Here is a 22,936-nt window from a genome sequence, read left to right as displayed (position 1 = left end):
GGTGATGCGAGCTTTTTTGGGATTGACTCAAGCGAGATTAGTCTGATTTGTTGTGGCTTCGGCTAGACTCGGGCCGTATTTTGCGAGCCAAGCTTGGCAACGATGACATTGTTCAAGGCGTGTCGTTTAGCTCTTCAGATTGATCCATTGTGACTTGGCGAATCGACAGTCGGAGCTCTGCAGGCAGAACCCGTTTTGCCGCACCCTCAGCCAGTTCACTGAGTAAGGGGTGGTGGCTCAACTTGCCCGCTTCATCCTGGCGTAATACGCCTTGGTCAATCAGGGTCTGGATAAAGTGGCGAAACAGGCTCTTGTCGAAAAACTCTGGGGCGTTAAGGCCGTGAAGAATTGACAAACGCTGGGCCATGACGGTGCACAGGTCTTCCAGCTCTTCAGCGCTGATGGTGTTTTGCCCTGCATTAAGCAGCAGTGCAATGGCCATGTAGAAGCGCTGCAGGGTTTGGGCAATGGCCCGCGACAACAAGGTCAGCAGCACAAATTGACGTGAGCTTGGTGCAGGACGTATGAACGCCTCGTTCTCTGCCTTGAGCAGGCCTTGCTCGACAAAGGCGTTGAGCCATTGGTCAATCACCTGATCAAGCTGATCAAGGTCCCAGCGGATAAACAGTTCAGACTGCAAATAGGGATACAGAGCGCGGGTATACCGCAGGATTTGCTCGCGGCTGATGCGTGCACTGCTCTGGAAGAAGCTGGCAAGTAACGCGGGCAGGGCAAAGATATGCAGCACGTTATTGCGGTAGTAGGTCATCAGCACCGCATTGTGCTCGTTGAGGTAGAGAATCTTGCCCAGCGCATCTTTTTGCTCGGCCAACAGATCCATGCCTATGACGTATTCGATCAGCGCTTGGCCATTACCTTCGGGTAATGTCGTGTGCGGTGAGTAGGGCACGCTGCGTAGCAGTTCAAGGTACAGATCCAGTACGCGCGTCAGCGCGCGTTCATCCAGCGCCAGTTTGCTGGTAGACAGCAATGCCAAGGCGACCAGGTTGACCGGGTTTATGGCTGCGGCTTCGTTTAGGTGCTGGGCGACCTTGTCACCGAGTCGATTGGTGGCTGCACTCAACCAGTCCGGGCGGAACTGCGGGGCGAGGGTTTGCTTGCGCCAGTCGGGTTGCTCACTGTCGAGAAACTCTGCCAGTTTAATGGGCTCACCGAAGTTGACCCAGACTTGACCGAAGCGCTGCTTGAGTGCACCGATCACTTTGAAAATATCAAAAATCGATTCTTTCTTTTTGCTTGCCCCGCGTAACTCACCCAGGTAAGTACGGCCTTCGAGTACGCGTTCGTAACCGATGTACACCGGTATAAACACCACCGGCAGGCGATTGTCACGCAAGAAACTACGCAGGGTAATTGCCAGCATTCCGGTTTTTGGCTGGAGCATGCGTCCCGTGCGTGAGCGACCGCCTTCAACGAAGTATTCAACCGGAAAACCCTTGCTGAACAAGGTGTGCAGGTATTCGTTGAACACGGCGGTGTACAGAGGGTTACCCTTGAAGGTGCGGCGCATAAAGAACGCACCGCCGCGCCGGAGCAAGCCACCGATGACCGGCATATTGAGGTTGATGCCCGCGGCAATGTGCGGCGGAGTCAAGCCATTGCGAAACAGCAGGTACGAGAGCAGCAGGTAGTCGATATGGCTGCGGTGACAAGGTACATAAATGACCTCATGACCCTGGGCGACGTCTTGCACCCCTTCGATGTGGTTAACCTTGATGCCGTCGTAGATTTTGTTCCAGAACCAACTCAGCACCACTTCCAGAAAACGGATCACCGTGTAGGTGTAGTCCGAGGCTATTTCATTGCCGTAGCGCAGGGCCTGCGCCTCCGCCTTATCGACGGGAATGCCCTCGCGCTCAGCTTCTTCGGCGATTGCCTGGCGTACTTGTGGGCCGTGGATCAGGCCTTTGACCAGATTGCGCCGGTGCGATACATCCGGGCCAATGGCTGCGGTTTTCTGGTTGCGAAAATGCACGCGCAAAATCCGTTGAACCATGCGCAGCGTGCGTTCATGGCCTTTGTTCTGTGCGACCAGTTCGCGCATGTCAATCGGCGGTGAAAACTGCACACGGGTTTTACGCCCCAGAATCAGAATGCTGACCACGCGCCGTAAACGTCCGGTGACGGCCCAACTGTCCGCGAACAGCAGTTTCCAAGGGCTGGTCTCGCGGTCGGGAGACTGGCCCCAAAACACACTGACCGGAATTATTTGTGCATCATCAATGCTGCTTTCGCTGAGGGCGCTGACCACGCGATCAAGGGTCGGTGAGATTCCGCGTTTATTCTGACGACCAAACCAGCCAGAAGGCGGATTCAGGTAGAAGTAAGCAGCGGGCTCCATCAAGTCGCCCACGGCGACAGGCAGCACCGGGCGCGGTAAACCCGCTTTTCGGCACTCAGTGTCGAGTACAGCAAGGTCGCTGATTGACGGCTTCTGCAGGACAAACAACACCGGCTTGCTGCGGTCGAGCTTTAGGGTAAAGGCAGATTGATTGATGGTTTCCGAGCGTACCCAAAGGTACAGCAGGCGGCGCACTGTGCCGAACACAAGACGGCGAAACGGGGAGCGGGTCATACGAAGTCTGCAGGCTGTAAAAACGAGCAACAGCTCGGGGTCGCTAGTGTGCCGGATCGGCCGCTGCGGGGCAAAATTCTTCGCTGTATAACGCATAAATATCTGGGGTGGAGGCTGGTTTTTGTCATTCAAGGCATTTGACGGCAGATACGACCCGCGCACAGCGCCCAGTAACGGCATCAAAGTTATGATTTTGTGCGCTGTGTCACGTTGTCGGGCGGCACTGTTTTTTGCCGGTTATGCCGGCAAAGGCTCGTGGCATAAAGCTGTAGAGCTTGTCGGGTATGGCCTTTAATCGATTGGAAAAAGTGCTTTTCAGTCACAATCCTTGTTTTATACTCGAGGTTCGGCAGCCGGATGCATTTGCAGCGATTTGCAGCAAATACCCGAGGTTTACGGTTGATCTTGCACGTTATGCAGATCGACCTTTACCAGAGCCGTACGTTAATTAGCGCGCCGCGCAATTCCCTTCGGGACAATAAAAAACTGCAGTTGGAGAGTGTGGGTAATGGCTGATCGTGAAGTAGGAACCGTTAAGTGGTTCAATGACGCCAAGGGTTATGGCTTTATTCAGCGCGAAGACGGCGCCGATGTGTTTGTTCACTACCGGGCTATTCGGGGTGACGGGCACCGCTCTTTGGCAGAAGGCCAGAAGGTCGAGTACGCGGTAACCGAAGGTCAGAAGGGCTTACAGGCTGAGGATGTTGCGGGTCTGTAATGATTGAGTGGCAACGAAACCCGGGCACGTTGTCCGGGTTTTTTAGTGTGGCGGTTTAGTTACCTGTGCGCCAGGTGATTTCTTCGACGCCATCGTTACTGATGCGCATCCAGCGATCAGCTTGTTCATCGCTTTCTTCCTCTTCCCAGCCGCCCGGGGCGCAGCGTACTTCAACATCAAGTGCGGCGAATGCGGCTTGCGCGCAGCTCAGGTCATCCTGCCAAGGGGTGGCATCACTTTCGAGAAATAAACTGTTCCATTTGCCGACCGCTTTGGGCAGCCATGTAACGGGTACATCCCCTGCGCTGCATTTGTAGGTCTGGCCTTTTTGTTGCCACGGCGTGCAGGGACCGAGTGCCGTGCTCAACCACTCGGCAACGGCATTGTGGTCCGCATCTTTCAGGTAAATCTCGATATCCGGTTGGCGCATGGCAATGGGTCCTTAAATAGGCAGGTTCGCGAACGTTTAAGTACGCACTATCCAATCGTAACGAATGGACACTGTCACTTCTAATGGTTCTGCGATTACTGTGGCACGTCGTTCTGCACTGGCGCGCCAGCCGTGTGGGGTCATGGCCAGCAAGTCGGCTCGGGCCTGTTCGGTTTCGACCTTGAGGGTAAAGCTCAGGGTCTCACTCTGCGCCAATTGCATGCCCTCGGGTATTAATTCGAGATGCTTTTGGTCGTCGTAATCGCGAACCTCATCATAGAGCTTTTGGCGTAACTCCATCAGGTGATTGCTTGTTGGACCCATGCGCAGCAAGCCACCCTTGGGTGCGAGTACCCGCTTGGCTTCTTGCCAGTCCAGTGGACTGAATACACTGGCCAACAGCTGGCAGCTGCCTTCTGTCAGCGGCAGTCGGGCCATACTGGCGACGACCCATTCAACCTCGGGCGCGCGCTTGCAGGCACGTTTAACCGCTTCACGGGAGATATCCAAGGCATAACCTTTGGCATCAGGCAGCCCTTGGGCGATTTGTGCAGTGTAGTAGCCCTCGCCACAACCAATGTCCAGCCACTGCACCGGGGCGAAGCCAGCCGCAAGCTGTGCCAGGCGCACTGCGAGCGGCGCATAATGGCCTCCATCGAGAAACCTGCGTCGCGCTTCAACCATGGCCTGGTTGTCACCGGGATCACGGCTGTTTTTATGCTGTACCGCCAGCAGGTTCAGGTAACCTTGGCGCGCGCGGTCAAAGCGGTGATTTGCCGGGCAAACCACGGTTTTATCGACCCGCCTGAGCGCGCCTTGGCAGAGCGGGCAGATAAGCCCCTGGTGATCGCTTACAGTGAGTGGATGCTCGGTCATGTCAGCAGATTGACCAGCGTTTGGTAGTAGATTTCGGTTAAGACATCGAGGTCGCTCGCCAGTACGCGTTCGTTGACCTGATGGATGGTCGCATTGACCGGGCCAAGCTCAACCACTTGCGCGCCCATGGTGGCGATAAAGCGCCCATCCGAGGTGCCGCCGCTGGTGCTCGGCTTGGTCTCACGGCCGGTCACACTGCGAATGCTGTCGGCGACAGCATCGAGCAACACGCCAGGCTCGGTCAGAAACGGCAGGCCGGACAGTGCCCACTCAAGGTGGTAGTCGAGGCCATGCTTGTCGAGAATATCCACAACGCGCTGTTGCAGTTGATCAACTGTCGATTCGGTCGAGAAACGGAAGTTGAAGATACTGGTCAACTCGCCGGGCACTACATTGGTCGCGCCGGTGCCTGAGTTCAGGTTAGAGATCTGGAAACTGGTCGGCGGGAAGAAGTCGTTGCCATCATCCCAGTGAGTGTCCGCCAATTCAGCCAGCGCCGGCGTTGCCAGGTGGATCGGGTTCCTGGCCAGGTGCGGGTAGGCCACATGGCCCTGCACGCCGCGCACGGTGAGTGTGCAGCCGAGTGAGCCGCGACGGCCGTTCTTGACCACGTCGCCTACCAATGTGGTACTCGATGGCTCGCCGACGATGCACCAATCCATGCGCTCGCCACGCTGCGACAAACGCTCCACGACGGCCTTGGTGCCGTGATGGGCCGGGCCTTCTTCGTCACTGGTGATCAGAAATGCGATGGCACCGTTATGCGTTGGGTGGTCCGCGACAAAGCGCTCAACTGCAATAATCATCGAGGCCAAGCTGCCTTTCATGTCTGCAGCGCCGCGGCCACAGAGCATGCCCTGTTCGTCGATCAAGGCGTCGAACGGCTTGTGTTGCCAGGCTTGCAGCGGGCCAGTGGGTACCACATCGGTGTGCCCGGCAAAGCACAGCACCGGGCCGGTAGCGTGACCGCGAAAGGCCCAGAAGTTATCAACTTCCTCGATGCGCATCGGCTCTATTTTGAAACCAGAGTCGCTCAGGCGGCGCGTCATGAGTTCTTGGCAGCCTTCGTCAACTGGGGTGACGGATGGCCGGCTAATTAGATCGCAGGCGAGTGCGAGTGTCGGGGAGAGGGCAGTCATTGCGGCTCCTGAGCGGCATAAAGCAGAAAGGCCGCCATCTTAAAGCAAAACGACGACCATTGGCCGCCGCTAAGCTGTAAATCTGAGGATTCGCTGGAGGGCGTTTAGCCTAGGACCTCCGCGTCTGTTTCAATCTCTGGCTCCGCCGGCTTTGGTAGTGACGACAGCATTGCCATGATCACCGCAGCCAGGTAAGGCAGCGATTGCACCAACAAGGTTGCTACCCAGAACTTCACATCCGCACTCGGCAAGCCTTGAGCGATGGTAATACCGACTACCGCCCCCCACAACAACAGCATGATGAAGACTTCTTCGCGGGCCTCGGCCAGCGCCACAAGGAACCCATGGCTGCTGCGCATTTTCGGGGTGCGGAAGAAGGGAATGCTGGTGGTGAACAAGCCATATAGCACCGCTTTGGCGATCGTATGGGAAAGGGCTAGACCGGCCACTGCCGCGCAGAATGCATCCTTGAGGTTAACCCCCACTGCGCGCTGATAGAGAAACACGATTTTGCCCAGCTTGAACACGAACAGTGCCAGGGGCGGGATTGCGAATATCAGCAACGGCGGGTCTACCCGTGTCGGTACGATAATCATCGCCGCTGACCACAGCAGTGCACCCGCGGTGAAAAAGATGTTCAGGCCGTCTGCAACCCAAGGCAACCAGCCCGCAATAAAGTGATAGCGCTGGCCGCGTTTGAGGCTTGAGTCCTTACCCAGGAACAAACTGCGGGCATGGCCCTTCATGATCTGAATAGCGCCATAAGCCCAGCGGAAACGCTGCTTTTTGTAGTCAATAAAGGTATCAGGCATCAGCCCTTTGCCGAAACTGTTGTGGGCATAGGCGGCTGTGTAGCCTTTCTTGAACACACGCAGGCCCAATTCAGCGTCTTCACAGATGGTCCAGTCGGCCCATTTCAGTTCATCCATCACGGTGCGGCGAATCATGGTCATGGTGCCGTGTTGGATAATTGCGTTGCGGTCGTTACGGGTCACCATGCCGATGTGGAAGAAGCCTTTATACTCGGCGTAGCAGAGCTTTTTGAAGGTGCTGTCCTCGCCGTCACGGTAATCCTGTGGCGACTGCACCACAGCAATTTCGGGGTCGGCGAAATGTGGCACCATGTGCTTGAGCCAGTTCGGGTCAACGCAGTAGTCTGAATCGATCACGGCGATCACTTCAACATCAGGCGCGGTGAAAGGCAGGATGTAGTTCAATGCCCCGCCTTTGAAGCCTTCAATCGGCGCTTTGTGGAAGAAGCGGAAGCGTGGTCCCAACGTCTCACAATAAGCCTGCACCGGTTCCCATACCGCGGGGTCTTTGGTGTTGTTGTCGATGATGATGACTTCGTAATCCGGGTAATCCAGATTGGCCAGCGCATCCAAGGTTTGCTTCACCATTTCAGGCGGTTCGTTGTAGCAAGGCACATGGATCGACACTTTAGGTCGGTAATCCGAATCACCCGAAACGGGCTCGAAAGGGCGGCGTCGGGCGCGCACCCAAGCGGCTTCCGCCAGTTCATGGGCTTCGGTCAGCAAGACGATAAAGACGCCAATAGCACCAATGCCGAGCAAGATGCCGACTGTAAGGCTGAACCATGTGCTGTACTGCTGGCTGTAGTCATAGCCGATCCACACCAGCGCCGAGCCACCCGCGAAGGCAACAAAAGTAAGAAACGTGCGACCGCGTTGACGCAGCGAACTGCCATCAATTAATAACAGCGCCAGTGACAGCAGGGCCATGACCACCGAGCCGATCGCCAGTAAGCGCCACTGCGGAATTGCTACAACAGGTCCGGTGAAGTTGAACTTGGGTTGGCGGGCCAAGTTGTATACGCCCCAATAAGCGCCCACTGAGCCCTCATCGCTGATCTTCCACGTCTGGTCGAAGGCTTCAATCACGAAGTAGTTATAGCCTTTGGCGTTCAGCGTATTGACCAGAGTGCGCAGGTAAATCGCCTGATCGGCTTGGGATGCATCGGCGCCGCCGCGCATACGGCCGTTACTTGGCCAGCCAACTTCCGAGAGCAACAGAGGTTTTTTCGGGAACAGTTTTTTCAGGTCACGGGCACGATCGAGGACGAACTGGGTCGAGTCCTCCATTGGAATGAACTCCCAGTAGGGCAGAACGTGCGCGGCGATCAAGTCAACGTGTTGGGCCAGTTCGGGGTGTTCTTCCCATACGTGCCATTGTTCCGACGTTGAGACCGGTACTTTGACCCCAGCGCGAACGCGATCCAGGTATTCAATCAGCTTCTTGGGCTTGATTTCCTCGCGGAACAAGGCCTCGTTACCCACCAGTACTCGCACCACACTGCGCGAGGTATTGGCCAGTTTGATGGCTTCAGCAACTTCACGCTCATTGCGCTCTTCATCGTTACTGATCCAGATGCCCAAGGTCACGCGCAGGCCGAACTCTTCGGCCAGGCGGGGGATGTTTGCCAGCGCGCCGTCGACCGAGTAGGTGCGAATGTTGTCGGTTTGCTTGGAGAGCATCTCAAGGTCTTGAGTGATCTCTTTATCGCTTGGATAAATATTATTCTGCGGGCTTTGGCCCTGGCGAAATGGCGAGAACGAGTAACCCGCGACTTGGTCCGGCCAGTCTGGCGCACTCACTGGTAAGTTATAAAGCGCCCAAAAACCAGAGAACAAGGCGGCGATCGCCAAGACAACGACTAGATTGAGTCCAAAAATTCTCGATGACATATCTGTTTCGGGTTCCGCTGCATGGAACGAGGAGGAGCCGGTGAGCACCGGATGGCGCGCATGCTACTCCGCCGTCGATAAGCTGTATAGCGCCTGACACATCCTTTTGCCAGGCGTACGAAAGTCATCCGCCTTAGAGTGCTAAATGGCTATAGAAGTTCGTGGTGTTATGCATTTATAGCCAAGGCTACACTGTGCTTAGATTTCAGGTTGAGCCTGGCGGACGATGACATTTACAGCATAGCCGGTTTAAACCCAACTGATCTTGATCTGAATTAAGCAAAGACTTGGGAGTTGCCGCTTAGCTTCTTATAATGGTTGATTGCAGATTGTGTGGTGTTGGGGTTAGGCAATGCAGATTGATGAACAACGCTTTTCAGGCATCGCCCGGTTGTACGGTCGCGAGGGTGCTGAGCGATTGTGTGCAGCACATGTGGCCGTTGTAGGTATTGGCGGCGTTGGTTCATGGGCTGCCGAGGCGCTGGTCCGCTCGGGCGTCGGGGAAATCTCGCTGTTTGATCTGGACGATGTGTGCATCACCAACACCAATCGGCAGATTCATGCCTTGGCTGGTGCCGTTGGCAAATCCAAGGTTGAGGTGATGGCTGAGCGGCTGCGGGCGATAAACCCGGCCTGCACCGTGCATGCTGTTGCTGATTTCGTGACCCGCGACACTATGGCCGAGTACATCACTGAATCGATGGATGCGGTGATTGATTGCATCGACAGTGTTAACGCAAAAGCGGCGCTGATTTCTTGGTGCAAGCGGCGCAAAATCCAGATCGTGACGACGGGCGGGGCGGGTGGCCAGATTGACCCGACGCAAATCCGCGTCGGCGATTTGAACAAAACCTTCAATGATCCGCTGGCCTCGAAAGTCCGCTCTACACTGCGCCGCGACTATGGCTTCTCTCGCACCATGGGGCGTAACTACAGCGTGCCCTGCGTGTTTTCCACTGAGCAACTGCGTTACCCGCTGCCGGATGGCACGACCTGTCAGAGCAAGAGCTTTGTGGGTGAAGGCGTTGCCTTGGACTGCGCAGGCGGCTTTGGCGCCGCCATGATGGTGACCTCGACCTTTGCCATGGTCGCGGTGAGCAAGATCATTGAAAAGCTGATTGAGGGCGCGCGGCGTCCGTCGGAGCGGGCCAAGTTACAGTAGGCTAACTAATTGGACAGCTCAGTCATGCGCCGCAGCACGGCATTCAAGCCATTGCTGCGCGAGGGCGACAGTTGCCGTGCTAAGCCGAGCTGAGTGAACCAGTCGCTCAGATCAAGCGTCGCCAAAGCCACGCTGTCCAGCCCATTGACCCGAACCAATAACAGTGCGAGCAAGCCGCGAATCAACCGTGCCTCGCTTGCTGCGCGAAATTGCCAGCATTGATCAACCTGTTCCGCCACTAACCAGACTTGGCTTTCGCAGCCGTGCACGCGGTTAGCTTCAGTTTGTTGAGTCTCGCCCAGGGGGTCGAGCTTTTCACCCCACTGCATCAGCAGGCGTGCCCGTTGCTCCCAGCTTCCTGCTTGCTGGAATACCTCAAGTGCGTGCGCGGCATCGGCTGAAAGCGGGCTCATTGGAGGATATCCAAAGCGTTGTCCAGAGCGCTGAAGAAGCGCTCAAGGTCTTGACCATTATTGTACAAGCCCAAGGAGACGCGAATCGCGCCCCTGAAGCCAAGCTGCTGCATCAGAGGCATCGCACAATGTTGACCCGCACGGACCGCAATGCCCTGTTCGGTCAGCAATTGGGCGAGGTCGTTGTGGTGGACGCCATCGATAACAAAGCTGGCCAGTGCAATGTTCGGGGTGCCAAGCACGCTGATACCGTCGCGTGCGCCAAGCCCTGCCATTAATTGCTGGTGCAATGCCTGTTCGAATGCCGCCACAGCCTGATGATCAAGCTGGTCGAGGTAGCTGAGGGTCGCGCCCAGTGCAAGCACACCGCTGATTGGCGGCGTACCGGCTTCAAAGCCAAGGGGCGCCGGATTGAATGTGGCGTTTAAATAGTCTGCGGTTTGCACCATCTCCCCGCCAAACTGCCAGTGTTTGAGTTGAGCCAATGCCGCTGATTTGCCGTAGAGCACGCCCACGCCGTCCGGGCCATAGAGTTTGTGACTGGAGAATAGGTAGAAGTCACAATCAAGCTGCTGCATATCATGGCGGCCGTGCACCACGCCTTGCGCGCCATCTACCACCGTCAGCGCCCCGTGTGTCTTGGCGAGTGCCAGCAATTTGGCCAGCGGTTGCCAGCGGCCGATGACGTTGGACAGTTGGCTGACAGCCAGCAGGCGAGTACGTGGGCCGATCAGTTGTGAGGCACGCGCCAGGTCGATGCAGCCGTGAGCATCGAGCGGTAACACCACCAGCTTCAAGTTCTGCCGTATGGCGAGTTGCTGCCAGGGCAATAGGTTGGCGTGATGTTCCAGCGCACTAATCACCAACTCGTCACCGGCCTTGAACAGATGCTCCAAGCCATATGCCAGCAGGTTGAAGGCCGATGTAGCACTGGCTGTGAAGATTATTTGCCCGGCAGAGTGTGCGTTCAACCAGCGGGCGACTTGCTCGCGACTGGCTTCAAAGGCGCGAGTCGCACGCTCACCGGGAAGGTGTTGGGCACGGTGTACGTTGGCACTGCCGGAGGCGTAATAATCGAGTAATGAGTCGAGCATCGCCTGCGGCTTTTGCGCGGTGGCGGCGCTGTCCAGATAGGTCTGGCCTTCAGCCTCCAGAGCCAAAATACCGGGGAAATCTGCGCGCCAAGGCGAGGGCAGAGCCATAAGTAGCCTTTGCAGTGTAGGGTGGGTGACGCATTATTCACCCACCAATAATAGCTGTGGACATCGAGATCATCGGTTCACGATTCAAGCATTTCGGCAGCTGAACCGTGGCGGACAAGCTTTGCGTTGTCACGCCCTGAGATCTAGCCGAAACCTGCTCATGGCAGGCCCCGGCCAGGCAGACACGACGCTTAGTTGTGCGCGTGCAGTGCTTCGTTCAACTCGACGGCAGATTTGTGCGTCTTGCACTCCACTGCGCCTGTGGTCGAGTTGCGGCGGAACAGCAGGTCGGGTTGGCCTGCCAAGTCACGGGCCTTGACCACTTTGACCTGATTGCCTTGTTCGTCGAGCAGATTGACTTTGGTGCCAGCGGTCACATACAGGCCGGATTCAACTGTGTTGCGATCGCCTAGCGGAATACCGATACCGGCGTTCGCGCCGATCAGGCAGCCTTCGCCAACCGAAATCACGATATTGCCGCCACCGGACAATGTGCCCATGGTTGAGCAGCCGCCGCCAAGGTCAGACCCTTTGCCGACGAATACGCCAGCCGATACACGGCCTTCAATCATGCCCGGGCCTGCGGTGCCTGCGTTGAAGTTTACGAAACCTTCGTGCATGACAGTGGTGCCTTCGCCGATAAAGGCGCCGAGACGGATGCGTGAGCTGTCAGCGATGCGCACGCCAGCCGGTACCACGTAGTCAGTCATTTTCGGGAACTTGTCGACCGAGAACACTTCCAGCAGTTTGCCACGCAGACGCGCTTCAAGTTGACGCTCAGCCAGTTCGCTAAGGTCGATAGCGCCTTGGCTGGTCCAGGCAACGTTTGGCAGCAGCGGGAAAATACCGCTGAGGTTCAAACCGTGTGGCTGTACCAGGCGGTGCGAAAGCAGGTGCAGCTTCAGATAGGCTTCTGGCGTGCTGGTCGGAGCAACGTCTTCTGCGAGAAAGGTCGCAACCAGCGGGTTGTGGCTCTCGGCGAGGCGGGTCAGCAGTGCCGCTTGGGCTGCATCAACGCCTTTAAGTGCTTCAGCAAGGTCGCTGGCTTGTTGCGAGGTGAACGCAATTGCTTGATTGCCGCCGTCATAACCGAGTTTTTCTGCTGCTTGGCTAACCAGTTCAGCCGCAGGGTTGAGCAGCGGCTGGGCGTAGAAAACCTCTAGCCAGTTGTTTTGACGGTTTTGCGTACCTACGCCGAAGGCCAGGCTGTAGAGAGTGTTGCTCATGTTGAGTTCCTTGCAGCAAATTCAATAGTAAAAGGAGCGTTAGGCCAGCTCGGCTGCATAACGGTCAGGTTTGAAACCCACCAGGGTTCTGTCGCCCAGATCGAGGACCGGGCGTTTAATCATCGACGGTTGGGCCAGCATTAATTCGATGGCCTTGTTCTGGTCGAGGTCGCTTTTCTGCGCATCTTCCAGCTTGCGGAACGTAGTGCCAGCACGGTTGAGTACGATTTCCCAGCCATGTTCGTTGCACCACTTTTCCAAATTGCCGCGGTCAATGCCCACGGCTTTGTAATCATGGAAGCTATAGGCCACGTCATGCTCGTCGAGCCAGGTGCGTGCCTTCTTCATTGTGTCGCAGGCTTTAATTCCAAATAGTACGCAAGTCATTGATAAATATGGCGAAATCTAAAATTTATAGGTTTGCGCCAACACTCCTCGATAATTCAGCGGCCAATTATGCCACGTCGTTTCACTCAGTGCCGCGCCTGTCCATGCCGTCAGCGCAGTTACTGGCTATACGGCCTGCTCTGTCCGGCGTTTAGATCATGATGCACCGCATATTTTGACAAAACGCCTATATGCACGGTGGATTGGCAGGCGGCTTACCAATATTGAGCCACACTGGAAGTTGGCTAAGCTCAGGCGCGCGCGTATGCGTCGCGGTCATAACTGGCAGGTCAGGCAGAGGCATGAAGACACTCGTCAGAAAAAATTGGACTATTTTATGGGGCAATCTAGATGAAAATTGCGCTTCACCACGCTACGTTCTGGGCGCTTGTTGTCTGTACTGGCGCATTTTTAACGACTCAGGCGGCCCATGCCGATATTGAGGCCGGGTCGCTGCAGCTACTTTCAACCGACTCAGACAGTTCCCCGATTCCCCGTGGCCTGGTGGTGGGGGCGGTAGCCATTGGCACCAGTGAACGATACGAGGCCGCCGGCTCCGAGAACTACCTGATTCCCGGTTTGGTTTATTTTGGTAAAGATGCCATGTACTTGGGCGATCGAGGGCGCTATTACTTTCACCGAGATGAGCGATTCGCCGCTTTTGCTTATGGGCGAGTGCGTTTCGGTAACCTTGATCCGGATGATGAGCGCGAGTTCGAGGGGATGGACAAGCGCAAATCCGAACTGGAAGCCGGGTTGGGGGTTAATCTGATCACCCCTTTTGCCTTGTTGACCGCAAGAGCTGCCAGTGATGTGACCGGGACCAGTAACGGTCAGGAAGCACTGCTGTGGGCTGATTTTCCATGGGTACACGATCGCTGGCTGATTATGCCGGGCACTGGTGTGGTCTGGCGTTCCAGCAAAATGGCTAACTATTACTTCGGGGGCGTTTCAGATTCAGAGGCCACGTTCGAGCGGCCACGCTATTCAACCGGCGCTACGGTTTCACCTATGGTGTCGCTCATAACCACCTACCGTTTCAGTAAGAACTGGCTGGGTACAGCTTCATTTGCTTATGAGCATTACGACAGCGACATCGCCGATAGCCCGCTGATTGACAGCAAGGGCGAGACCACGATGATCATTGGTGCCGGTTACACCTGGTAGCGGCCTTGTGCACGGTTTCGCGTGCGCTTCGGTGAGCAGCGCAGGTGGCCAGACCGGCGACGAGTCAACACACAGATTGTGTTGCCTCGTCGGCGCTTTCTCAGGCCGGCATTGCTTTCACGAAATCACGGATTCGCTCTGCAGCTTCAACGCATTGCGCCAGTGGCGCCACCAGCGCCATGCGTACGCGATTAGCGCCGGGGTTGTTGCCTTTCACGCTGCGTGAAAGGTAGGAGCCGGGAACAACCGTTACATGCTCTTGAACATACAAGTCACGACAGAATTGCTCGTCATCTGTTGGGGTTTTAGCCCACAGATAGAACCCGCCGTCTGGGCGCTGAACATCTAGCACGCCTTCAAGAATATCCAGGACGGCATCGAATTTTTCACGGTAAAGGTCGCGGTTGGCGCGGACATGGGCTTCGTCGGTCCAGGCTGCAATGCTTGCCAGTTGCGTCTGTACCGGCATTGCACAGCCATGGTAGGTGCGATACAGCAGGAACGATTTCAATATGTCGGCGTCGCCCGCGACGAAGCCTGAACGTAGGCCCGGCAGGTTGGAGCGCTTCGACAGGCTGTGAAAAACCACGCAGCGCTTGAAATCGTTGCGGCCTAATTCGGCGCAGGCGGTGAGTAATCCAGCGGGCGGATTGGCTTCATCGAAGTAGAGCTCGCTGTAGCACTCATCCGAGGCAATGACGAAGTCAAATCTGTCCGCCAGTTCGATCAGTTTTTTCAGGGTGTCCAGCGGAATCAGTGCGCCTGTTGGATTGCCGGGTGAGCACAGAAACAGAATCTGGCAGCGTTGCCAGACGTCATCGCTGACCGCGGCGAAATCCGGGTTGAAACCATGCGCTTCAAGGCACGGCAGATAATGCGGCTCTGCCCCGGCGAGAAAGGCGGCGCCTTCATAGATTTGATAAAACGGGTTAGGGCTGACGACATAGCCGGGCTGTTCGCCAGGTTGCGCGCGCTTGACCAGGGTTTGAGTGAAGGCGAACAGCGCTTCACGGGTGCCATTAACCGGCAGCACGTTATGTGCGGGGTCCAGGGAACCGGCAGCCAGGTGGAAGCGCTGGCTGGCCCAGTTGGCGATGGCTTCCCGCAGCGCGGGGATACCCAAGGTGGTGGGGTAAACAGCCAGTTGCTCAAGGTTGTCGCTCAGCGCCTTGGCGACGAAATCAGGCGAGCGGTGCTTGGGCTCGCCAATCGACAGCGCAATGGCCTTTTTCTCAGGGTTCGGTGTCGCGCTGCCAAGGAGGGCGCGGAGCTTTTCGAACGGGTAGGGCTGCAACTGGTTTAACGCATCATTCATGGTGTTTTCCTGGCAACGTCATAGTCGCAGGGCTTGCTGGCCCAGCGGCGGCTGTCGGGTTCAAATGGTAATTTTGCTCGGTTCACTGCCGACGGTACTCGCATCACTGAGCTGCGAGACGATGGTTTCCTGCAACCGTATGCAAAGCTCGGGATCGGAAAGTTGTTGGTTGTGGGCGTCGGTTACGAAAAATACGTCCTCTACGCGCTCGCCCAAGGTGGCAATTTTGGCATTCTGGATGGACAGGTCGAAATCAAGAAAGATGCGACCTATCCGGGCCAGTAAACCGGGCCGATCCGGCGCGGTCAGTTCAATCACCGTAAGCGGGCGCTGGGCGTCATTGTGAATGGTCACGCGCGGCGCAAAATCAAAATGCTTGAGCTGGCGCGGTACCCGGCGTTGGATGATATTCGGGTAGTCATCTGGGTTGATCAATGCATCAATCAGCCCTTGGCGGATTTGCTTGATACGCTCTGGGTTATCGCCAATGGAGCTGCCGTCGCCTTCCAGCACAATATAGGTGTCGAGGGTGAACTGGCTGGTCGAGGTGAGAATTCGTGCATCATGAATGTTCAGGTTTAGCTGAGCCATCGCTGCCACGGTCACGGCAAAGAAGTCGTGCTGGTCCTGAGCGTAAATAAATAGCTGTGTACCGCCCTCAAAATCGCGCTGGGTGGTTTCCTTGATCAGCACCAATGGATTGCCATCGTTGGGGTGCTGAATGATCGCCTCGGTGTGCCAGGCAACATCGCTGGCCGTATGGCGCAGAAAGTAATCGTCACCGAGGTGCGACCAGAGTTGTTCGGCTTCATCCGGGTCCGTGCCACTGCGCACCAAGGTATCCAAGGCTGCGGTTTGCGTCAGGCGGATCTGCTCTTCACGTTCCAGACGATTTTCCAGGCCGCGATTTAGTGCGCGCTTGGTTTCGGTGTAGAGCTGGCGCAGCAAGCTGGCACGCCACGAGTTCCACAGGGTTGGATTGGTGGCGTTGATATCGGCCACCGTCAGCACATAGAGGTAGTCGAGGTGGGTGTGATCGCCGACCAGCATGGCAAAGTCATGGATGATTTGCGGGTCTGACAGGTCTTTGCGCTGCGCAGTGGTCGACATGGTCAGGTGATGCTGGACCAGCCAGACAATCAGCTTGGTATCCCAGTCGGGCAGTTGATGGCGGACGCAAAATGCTTCGGCATCGACTGCGCCGAGTTCCGAGTGATCGCCACCCCGGCCTTTGCCGATATCGTGGTATAGGCCAGCCAGGTAGATCAGCTCTGGCTTGGGCAGTTTATCCATGAGCTTGCTGGCCAGCGGAAACTTCTCGGCCATTTCCACCCATTTGAACTTGCGCAGGTGTTTGATCAGATTGAGGGTGTGTGCATCGACCGTGAAAATATGGAACAGGTCGTGCTGCATCTGCCCGACAATATGACCAAACTCAGGTAAATAGCGGCCCAGAATGCCGTAACGGTTCATTCTGCGCAGGTTGCGATGGATGCCAGAGGGGCTTTTAAACAGTTCGATAAACAGACTGGTATTGCGGATGTCGTTGCGAAATTCGTCATCGATCAGGTGGCGATGGTCGCGTAGCAGGCGGATGCTGTCCGCACAGACACCCTTTATATGGGGGTGTTGTGCCATCAACACGAAAACTTCGAGAATCGCGAATGGAGTGCGCTTGAAGACATTCGGGTGGGTAACTTCGATATAACCATCACGCAGCTGGAAACGGCTGTTTAAGCCGGTGGCGGTACCGCGTTCGCCAGCGCGCAATATCTGTTCTTCAAAGTGCTGCTTGATTAGGTCACTCAGTTCGGCAACCCCCATGACGACGCGGTAGTACTTCTGCATGAACTGTTCGATGCCGCGCTTGCCCTCGGTGCTCTCAAAGCCCAGGAGTTCGGCGATTTGTGCTTGATGGTCGAAGAGCAGGCGGTCTTCGGCCCGGCCGGCAAGCATGTGCAGGGCATAACGCACCTTCCACAGGAAGTCTTGGCTGGCGGCGAGCATGGTGTATTCAGTTTTCAGCAGGAAGTCCTGCTCGATCATCGATTGCAGGTTGAGCGTGCCGAAGTGCCGGCGCGCAACCCACAGAATTGTCTGGATATCACGCAGGCCACCCGGTGAGCCTTTGACGTTGGGCTCAAGGTTGTATTCGGTGTCGTTGTATTTGGCGTGGCGGGCGCGTTGTTCTTTGCGCTTGGCCAAGAAAAACGCTTGGCTTGGCCACATTTGCTCGGGGCTGGTTACCGCTTGCATGCGTTGGCGCAAGCGTTCGGGGCCGGCAATGGTGCGGCTTTCCATCAGGTTGGTAATGATGGTGAGGTCGGCGCGGGCCTCTTCGGCGCACTCACTGACCGAGCGCACACTTTGGCCCACCTCTAATCCAATGTCCCAGAGCAGCGTGAGGAACCGCTCAATCGGTTCACGGAAGGTTTCGTGGTCGGCATTGTCGAGCAGTATCAGCAGGTCGATGTCGGAAAACGGATGCAGCTCCCCGCGGCCGTAGCCGCCAACGGCGAGCAGGGCAATGTCGGCATCTTCCGACCAGTCCAGGCGCAGCCAGGCTTCGCGCAAGATCTGGTCGACAAACCAGGCGCGGTCTTCAACCAGACGGCGTACTTCGCGGCCTTCATAAAAGCGTGCATTAAGCACGTCATTGGCGCGCTTGATTGCTTTTTTGAAGGCGGCAATCGGGCTGGACTTCAAGGCCAGTTCCGCTTGGAACTGCCCGCGGTCGAACAACTGAGGATCTACCTGAGGCATGCAACGGCCTTCCTTATATAGCGCGACAAGAGATTCGGTCAGAGTGGGCGGGCAGCGCCTTTAAGCTGATACGCGGGGAATTGTGTCGTCGCTGCGCAGGGTGAAGATTTCGTAGCCGTTCGCCGTCACCAGAATCGTGTGCTCCCACTGTGCCGAAAGCTTGCGGTCCTTGGTGATTGCAGTCCAGCCGTCACCTAGCAGGCGTGTGTCTGCACGGCCCTGGTTGATCATCGGCTCGATGGTAAAGGTCATACCTTCCTTGAGTTCCATGCCTGTGCCAGCGCGGCCGTAATGCAGCACTTGCGGCTCTTCGTGGAACACAGCGCCAATTCCATGGCCGCAATATTCGCGAACCACTGAGAAACCATTCTTCTCGGCGTGTTTTTGAATCACTTCACCGATATCGCCCAGGCGTGCGCCCGGCTTGACCAGTTCTATGCCTTTGTACATGCACTCTTGGGTGATCTTGGCCAGCCGTTCAGCCCACTCGGGCACCTTGCCAACCATGAACATCTTGCTGGTGTCACCGTGATAGCCATCTTTGATCACAGTGATGTCAATGTTCAGCACGTCGCCTTCTTTCAGTGGCTTCTCATTCGGGATGCCATGGCAGACAACGTGATTGATCGAGGTGCAGATCGACTTTGGAAAGCCTTTATAGTTAAGCGGGGCAGGAATAGCCTGCTGCACGTTAACAATATAGTCGTGGCAGATGCGGTCGAGCTCCTCGGTGGTCACGCCGGGTTTGACGTGTTCGCCGATCATCTCCAGCACGTCAGCGGCCAAGCGGCCGGCGATGCGCATTTTTTCGATTTCCTCGGGCGACTTGATGGTGACGGTCATATAGGGTCTCGGGGCATGCAGAAAAGTGGCATATTGTAACAGCTTAGGGAACCGCTTAAAAACTACTGCGCTAGGTATTACGGCGTTAAAAAAATGCTCAAAATGCTCATTTAGAACGCCTAAACTGTGCTTTTCCGCACTTTTTCTGCCTTGTACTCCCGTCGCTCACTACCTTTTTCAGGTGGCTCCTAGAGGCGCATTCCATAAGGGCAAAGGTAACGGTCCTGAAGTTTTGCTGTAATCGGTGTGTAGCTTATGGGCGGTTATTGTGGTATAAAACGCGCCGCTTTCATGGGCAGCTTGTCCAAAAGCATAAACCCACACACGTATCGACACGATTTCCTGGGTGCCCTTTGTTTTATGCAAATGGTTGGAGATTGGGATGCGTGGAGGCCTAACCCGACTTATTAAGGAACGACCATGTCCCAAGTCAATATGCGCGATATGCTGAAGGCCGGTGTGCACTTCGGCCACCAGACCCGTTACTGGAACCCGAAAATGGGTAAGTTCATTTTCGGTTCGCGCAACAAGATCCACATCATCAACCTTGAAAAAACCCTGCCAATGTTCAACGAAGCGCTGTCGTTCGTTGAGAAGCTGGCTTCCGGTAAAAACAAGATTCTGTTCGTTGGCACCAAGCGTTCCGCTGGCAAGATCGTTCGTGAAGAAGCAGCTCGCTGCAACTCTCCGTACGTCGATCACCGCTGGTTGGGCGGCATGCTGACTAACTACAAAACCATCCGTGCTTCGATCAAGCGTCTGCGTGATCTTGAAGTTCAGGCGCAAGACGGCACTTTCACCAAGCTGACCAAGAAAGAAGCTTTGATGCGTAGCCGTGATCTGGAAAAACTGGATCGCAGCCTGGGTGGTATCAAGGACATGGGCGGTCTGCCAGACGCACTGTTCGTTATCGACGTTGATCACGAGCGCATTGCTATCACCGAAGCCAACAAGCTGGGCATCCCAGTAATTGGTGTTGTTGATACCAACAGCAGCCCAGAAGGTGTTGATTACATCATCCCGGGTAACGACGACGCCATTCGTGCCATCCAGTTGTACATGGGTGCCATGGCTGACGCGGTTGTTCGTGGTCGTAGCAATGCTAACGGTGGCACCGACGAATTCGTCGCTGAAGCCCCGGCTGCTGAAGCCGCTCAAGGCTAAGTAGCAAGCGTCACTCGCTACGCAAAAAGGGGGCTTGGCCCCCTTTTTGTCACTTATAGAATTCATCGCCCGCCTGGCGGGTGAGATGGTTGAAGACCTACCTAAGAGGATTTCGAACATGGCAGAGATTACTGCAGCCCTGGTTAAAGAACTGCGTGAGCGTACCGGCCAAGGCATGATGGACTGTAAAAAAGCCCTGACTGCTGCTGGTGGCGACATCGAAAAAGCAATCGACGATATGCGTGCTGCTGGTGCCATCAAGGCTGCCAAGAAAGCCGGTAACATCGCTGCTGAAGGTGCTATCGCAATCAAATTGGCTGGCGATAACAAGCGCGCCCTGATCATCGAAGTTAACTCCCAGACTGACTTCCTGGCCCTGCAAGACGATTTCAAAAACTTCGTCAGCAGCAGCATCGAGAAAGCCTTCGCTGAGAAAATGACCGATGCAGCTCCGTTGGTTGCGGCCATGGAATCTGATCGCGAAGCCCTGATTGCTAAAGTTGGCGAGAATGTCAATATTCGTCGTCTGGCTAGCGTTGAAGCTGACGTTGTAGGTTCTTACCTGCACGGTCACCGCATCGGCGTTTTGGTTGCCCTTAAAGGCGGCGACGTTGAGCTGGCTAAAGAAGTTGCCATGCACGTAGCAGCAAGCAATCCTCAGTTCCTCAGCTCGGCTGAAGTCTCTGAAGAAGCTGTTGCCAAGGAAAAAGAAATTTTCCTGGCGCTGAACGAAGAGAAAATCAAAGGCAAGCCTGCTGAAATCGTTGAGAAAATGGTTGCGGGTCGTATCAGCAAGTTCTTGGCTGAAGCGAGCCTGGTTGAACAAGCTTTCGTTAAAGACGACAGCATCAAGGTTGGCGATCTGGTGAAGAAAGCTGGCGCTGAAATCGTTTCGTTCACTCGCTACGAAGTGGGTGAAGGTATCGATAAAGGCGAAACTGACTTCGCTGCTGAAGTAGCTGCACAGCTGGCTTCCAGCAAGCAGTAAGACGGTCTAAAAACTGTCGTCCCAAAGAGGCTGCCCGCTTATGCGTGCGGCCTTTTTGTCGAATAGGGTGGTCATTTAGGGTGCCACTGAAAGCGATTGCTCCCATAAAGCTGCTCATGCAGGTTTCCTCTAGTAAACTGCAGGGCTAATGCAGTGTCTGGTCTGGTCTGGTCTGGGCTTGGGTGGCGCAAAACGTTTTCAAGGGTTTGCCTGGGTCGGTTGTGAAAATTATTTTCCGGCTTTTGCTATTTAAAAGCCCCGGCTGGCGCCGAAGTACCCGATAATTGCGGGTTGTAATGTCCGCATAGGAATCCGCTGAAAAACGCAACGAGTGAAGGGATTGCAACGCGAAAGGTGCGAGATTGCGCAGTTTAGATGTCCTGAATGAGCGTTTGATTCGCATGGCTCACCCCTTCGGGACCGCACTAAAGTGCGTTCAGTCTGTAGACTGTGAGCAGCTTTTCAGCACAGCAATTACCTGGCGCAGTAGTTTTTCAGGGTTTCTTAGAATCTTAATGCCGCAGGAGAGACTGTAATGGCTCAGCAGGTGAGTGGTCGTCAACCGCGTTATAAGCGCATTCTGCTCAAACTAAGCGGCGAAGCCCTGATGGGATCGGAAGAGTTTGGTATCGATCCCAAGGTGCTCGATCGTATGGCCCTCGAAGTAGGGCAGCTAGTGGGTATCGGTTTGCAAGTCGGTCTGGTGATCGGTGGTGGGAACCTGTTTCGGGGGGCGGCATTGAGCGCAGCCGGAATGGATCGAGTGACTGGCGACCATATGGGGATGCTGGCCACTGTTATGAACGCCTTGGCCATGCGCGACGCGCTGGAGCGTTCGAATATCCCAGCCATCGTGATGTCAGCAATTTCCATGGTGGGGGTGACGGATCACTATGACCGTCGTAAAGCCATGCGCCATCTGAAAACCGGTGAAGTGGTGATTTTCGCTGCAGGTACGGGTAACCCTTTCTTTACCACTGACTCTGCTGCGTGCTTGCGCGCCATCGAGATTGATGCAGACGTGGTATTGAAGGCGACCAAGGTCGATGGCGTATACACTGCGGATCCATTTAAGGACCCGCACGCAGAAAAATTTGAGCGCCTGACCTATGACGAGGTGCTGGACCGTAAGCTCGGGGTAATGGATCTGACTGCCATCTGCCTGTGCCGCGACCATAATATGCCGCTGCGAGTCTTCAATATGAATAAGCCTGGCGCCCTGTTGAATGTTGTTGTGGGTGGCGCTGAAGGTACCCTGATCGAGGAAGGTGAAGAATGATTAACGAGATCAAGAAAGAAACCCAATCACGCATGACCAAGAGCCTTGAATCGCTGAATGTCGCGTTTGCCAAGATTCGTACAGGCCGCGCCCATCCAAGCATTCTCGACAGTGTGATGGTGTCTTACTACGGTACCGATACGCCGTTGCGTCAGGTTGCCAACGTGATCACTGAAGATTCCCGCACCCTGGCATTGAACGTGTTTGATAAAGGCATGATTCAGGCTGTTGAAAAAGCCATCATGACCTCTGATCTCGGTCTCAACCCAGCCACTGCTGGCACCACTATTCGCGTGCCAATGCCAGCGCTGACCGAAGAGACCCGCAAGGGCTATACCAAGCAAGCGCGTTCCGAAGCTGAAAACGCCCGTGTTGCCGTGCGCAACATTCGTCGTGATGCTCTGGCTCAGCTGAAAGACCTGGAAAAAGAAAAAGAAATCAGCGAGGACGAAGAGCGTCGCGCCGCTGATGAAATCCAGAAGCTAACCGACAAGTATGTTGCTGAAGTCGACAAGGCTCTGGAAAACAAGGAAGCGGATCTGATGGCCGTCTGACGGTCAGGA

19 protein-coding genes are annotated in these 22,936 nt (G+C 55.6%); 7 read left to right on the top strand and 12 right to left on the bottom strand.

Translation table 11 applies throughout. The features are described from left to right. Positions 1-112: 112 nt before the first annotated feature. Positions 113-2,596 carry a glycerol-3-phosphate 1-O-acyltransferase PlsB gene (gene plsB, locus AACY09_RS03685; protein WP_339486126.1) on the bottom strand — a complete coding sequence of 828 codons (2,484 nt, stop codon included), beginning with the start codon at positions 2,594-2,596 and terminating at the stop codon, positions 113-115. A gap of 508 nt (positions 2,597-3,104) precedes the next feature. Here plsB and AACY09_RS03680 point away from each other — a divergent pair. Further along, on the top strand, positions 3,105-3,314 hold the full coding sequence (locus tag AACY09_RS03680) for a cold-shock protein (protein ID WP_339486125.1): 210 nt from the start codon (positions 3,105-3,107) through the stop codon (positions 3,312-3,314). A 55-nt stretch (positions 3,315-3,369) separates the two neighbouring features. On the opposite strand, the gene AACY09_RS03675 is transcribed toward AACY09_RS03680, so the two are convergent. The 4 genes from AACY09_RS03675 to AACY09_RS03660 all read right to left on the bottom strand — a co-directional run bounded on the left by AACY09_RS03675 (position 3,370) and on the right by AACY09_RS03660 (position 8,464). Beyond that, a complete protein-coding gene (locus AACY09_RS03675) occupies positions 3,370-3,744 on the bottom strand; it encodes a hypothetical protein (protein WP_339486124.1) in 375 nt (124 codons plus the stop codon). 36 nt (positions 3,745-3,780) lie between these two features. After that, entirely contained in the window at positions 3,781-4,620 is an 840-nt protein-coding gene (locus AACY09_RS03670; protein ID WP_339486123.1) for a putative RNA methyltransferase, read from the bottom strand. Beyond that, positions 4,617-5,759, bottom strand: coding sequence for a succinyl-diaminopimelate desuccinylase (dapE, locus tag AACY09_RS03665; RefSeq protein WP_339486122.1), 1,143 nt, complete (start codon positions 5,757-5,759; stop codon positions 4,617-4,619). Before dapE ends, AACY09_RS03670 begins: the two co-directional genes overlap by 4 nt. A 104-nt stretch (positions 5,760-5,863) precedes the next feature. Further along, complete coding sequence (locus AACY09_RS03660; protein WP_339486121.1) at positions 5,864-8,464, bottom strand: glycosyltransferase; 2,601 nt, start codon at positions 8,462-8,464, stop codon at positions 5,864-5,866. A gap of 352 nt (positions 8,465-8,816) precedes the next feature. Here AACY09_RS03660 and tcdA point away from each other — a divergent pair, with 352 nt between their 5' ends. Continuing rightward, entirely contained in the window at positions 8,817-9,626 is an 810-nt protein-coding gene (gene tcdA, locus AACY09_RS03655; protein ID WP_339486120.1) for a tRNA cyclic N6-threonylcarbamoyladenosine(37) synthase TcdA, read from the top strand. A 5-nt stretch (positions 9,627-9,631) separates the two neighbouring features. Here the strand turns inward: tcdA and AACY09_RS03650 are convergent, their stop codons facing one another. From AACY09_RS03650 to AACY09_RS03635, 4 genes are all read right to left on the bottom strand, one after another. Further along, entirely contained in the window at positions 9,632-10,039 is a 408-nt protein-coding gene (locus AACY09_RS03650) for a SufE family protein (protein ID WP_339486119.1), read from the bottom strand. Next, complete coding sequence (locus AACY09_RS03645; protein ID WP_339486118.1) at positions 10,036-11,241, bottom strand: aminotransferase class V-fold PLP-dependent enzyme; 1,206 nt, start codon at positions 11,239-11,241, stop codon at positions 10,036-10,038. Before AACY09_RS03645 ends, AACY09_RS03650 begins: the two co-directional genes overlap by 4 nt. Before the next feature lie 191 nt (positions 11,242-11,432). After that, on the bottom strand, positions 11,433-12,467 hold the full coding sequence (gene dapD / locus AACY09_RS03640) for a 2,3,4,5-tetrahydropyridine-2,6-dicarboxylate N-succinyltransferase (protein WP_339486117.1): 1,035 nt from the start codon (positions 12,465-12,467) through the stop codon (positions 11,433-11,435). A 39-nt stretch (positions 12,468-12,506) separates the two neighbouring features. Further along, entirely contained in the window at positions 12,507-12,854 is a 348-nt protein-coding gene (locus AACY09_RS03635; protein WP_339486116.1) for an ArsC family reductase, read from the bottom strand. A 351-nt stretch (positions 12,855-13,205) separates the two neighbouring features. On the opposite strand from AACY09_RS03635, the gene AACY09_RS03630 reads away from it, so the two are divergent. Beyond that, positions 13,206-14,021: a MipA/OmpV family protein gene (locus AACY09_RS03630; RefSeq protein WP_339486115.1), complete on the top strand. Its 816-nt coding sequence runs from the start codon at positions 13,206-13,208 to the stop codon at positions 14,019-14,021. 100 nt (positions 14,022-14,121) lie between these two features. On the opposite strand, the gene dapC is transcribed toward AACY09_RS03630, so the two are convergent. From dapC to map, 3 genes are read right to left on the bottom strand one after another with little or no spacing between them, the layout of a single operon-like run. Beyond that, the gene (gene dapC / locus AACY09_RS03625; protein ID WP_339486114.1) at positions 14,122-15,336 is read right to left on the bottom strand and encodes a succinyldiaminopimelate transaminase; all 1,215 of its coding nucleotides are present in this window, start codon (positions 15,334-15,336) and stop codon (positions 14,122-14,124) included. 60 nt (positions 15,337-15,396) lie between these two features. Continuing rightward, positions 15,397-18,099, bottom strand: a complete 2,703-nt coding sequence (locus tag AACY09_RS03620) for a [protein-PII] uridylyltransferase (protein ID WP_339486113.1) — start codon at positions 18,097-18,099, stop codon at positions 15,397-15,399. 60 nt (positions 18,100-18,159) lie between these two features. Continuing rightward, positions 18,160-18,942, bottom strand: a complete 783-nt coding sequence (gene map / locus AACY09_RS03615) for a type I methionyl aminopeptidase (protein ID WP_339486112.1) — start codon at positions 18,940-18,942, stop codon at positions 18,160-18,162. 420 nt (positions 18,943-19,362) lie between these two features. Here map and rpsB point away from each other — a divergent pair, with 420 nt between their 5' ends. The 4 genes from rpsB (at position 19,363) to frr (ending at position 22,927) form a co-directional block, all read left to right on the top strand. Next, entirely contained in the window at positions 19,363-20,106 is a 744-nt protein-coding gene (gene rpsB, locus AACY09_RS03610) for a 30S ribosomal protein S2 (RefSeq protein ID WP_339486111.1), read from the top strand. Positions 20,107-20,224: 118 nt separating this feature from the next. Next, the gene (gene tsf / locus AACY09_RS03605) at positions 20,225-21,094 is read left to right on the top strand and encodes a translation elongation factor Ts (RefSeq protein WP_339486110.1); all 870 of its coding nucleotides are present in this window, start codon (positions 20,225-20,227) and stop codon (positions 21,092-21,094) included. 535 nt (positions 21,095-21,629) lie between these two features. Next, positions 21,630-22,373, top strand: coding sequence for a UMP kinase (gene pyrH, locus AACY09_RS03600; RefSeq protein ID WP_087517757.1), 744 nt, complete (start codon positions 21,630-21,632; stop codon positions 22,371-22,373). Then, on the top strand, positions 22,370-22,927 hold the full coding sequence (gene frr, locus AACY09_RS03595; RefSeq protein WP_339486109.1) for a ribosome recycling factor: 558 nt from the start codon (positions 22,370-22,372) through the stop codon (positions 22,925-22,927). The genes pyrH and frr overlap by 4 nt, the downstream gene beginning before the upstream one ends. Positions 22,928-22,936 lie beyond the last annotated feature (9 nt).

It is taken from the genome of Pseudomonas sp. EL_65y_Pfl2_R95, from assembly GCF_963971045.1.
In the GTDB taxonomy this organism is placed as follows: Bacteria; Pseudomonadota; Gammaproteobacteria; order Pseudomonadales; family Pseudomonadaceae; genus Aquipseudomonas.
This window is presented reverse-complemented; position numbering and strand designations above follow the sequence as displayed.

Coding starts and splice junctions, on each gene's coding strand:
- plsB (WP_339486126.1), bottom strand. CDS start 2,596: ATGACCCGCTCCCCGTTTCGCCGTCTTGTGTTCGGCACAGTGCGCCGC.
- AACY09_RS03680 (WP_339486125.1), top strand. CDS start 3,105: ATGGCTGATCGTGAAGTAGGAACCGTTAAGTGGTTCAATGACGCCAAG.
- AACY09_RS03675 (WP_339486124.1), bottom strand. CDS start 3,744: ATGCGCCAACCGGATATCGAGATTTACCTGAAAGATGCGGACCACAAT.
- AACY09_RS03670 (WP_339486123.1), bottom strand. CDS start 4,620: ATGACCGAGCATCCACTCACTGTAAGCGATCACCAGGGGCTTATCTGC.
- dapE (WP_339486122.1), bottom strand. CDS start 5,759: ATGACTGCCCTCTCCCCGACACTCGCACTCGCCTGCGATCTAATTAGC.
- AACY09_RS03660 (WP_339486121.1), bottom strand. CDS start 8,464: ATGTCATCGAGAATTTTTGGACTCAATCTAGTCGTTGTCTTGGCGATC.
- tcdA (WP_339486120.1), top strand. CDS start 8,817: ATGCAGATTGATGAACAACGCTTTTCAGGCATCGCCCGGTTGTACGGT.
- AACY09_RS03650 (WP_339486119.1), bottom strand. CDS start 10,039: ATGAGCCCGCTTTCAGCCGATGCCGCGCACGCACTTGAGGTATTCCAG.
- AACY09_RS03645 (WP_339486118.1), bottom strand. CDS start 11,241: ATGGCTCTGCCCTCGCCTTGGCGCGCAGATTTCCCCGGTATTTTGGCT.
- dapD (WP_339486117.1), bottom strand. CDS start 12,467: ATGAGCAACACTCTCTACAGCCTGGCCTTCGGCGTAGGTACGCAAAAC.
- AACY09_RS03635 (WP_339486116.1), bottom strand. CDS start 12,854: ATGACTTGCGTACTATTTGGAATTAAAGCCTGCGACACAATGAAGAAG.
- AACY09_RS03630 (WP_339486115.1), top strand. CDS start 13,206: ATGAAAATTGCGCTTCACCACGCTACGTTCTGGGCGCTTGTTGTCTGT.
- dapC (WP_339486114.1), bottom strand. CDS start 15,336: ATGAATGATGCGTTAAACCAGTTGCAGCCCTACCCGTTCGAAAAGCTC.
- AACY09_RS03620 (WP_339486113.1), bottom strand. CDS start 18,099: ATGCCTCAGGTAGATCCTCAGTTGTTCGACCGCGGGCAGTTCCAAGCG.
- map (WP_339486112.1), bottom strand. CDS start 18,942: ATGACCGTCACCATCAAGTCGCCCGAGGAAATCGAAAAAATGCGCATC.
- rpsB (WP_339486111.1), top strand. CDS start 19,363: ATGTCCCAAGTCAATATGCGCGATATGCTGAAGGCCGGTGTGCACTTC.
- tsf (WP_339486110.1), top strand. CDS start 20,225: ATGGCAGAGATTACTGCAGCCCTGGTTAAAGAACTGCGTGAGCGTACC.
- pyrH (WP_087517757.1), top strand. CDS start 21,630: ATGGCTCAGCAGGTGAGTGGTCGTCAACCGCGTTATAAGCGCATTCTG.
- frr (WP_339486109.1), top strand. CDS start 22,370: ATGATTAACGAGATCAAGAAAGAAACCCAATCACGCATGACCAAGAGC.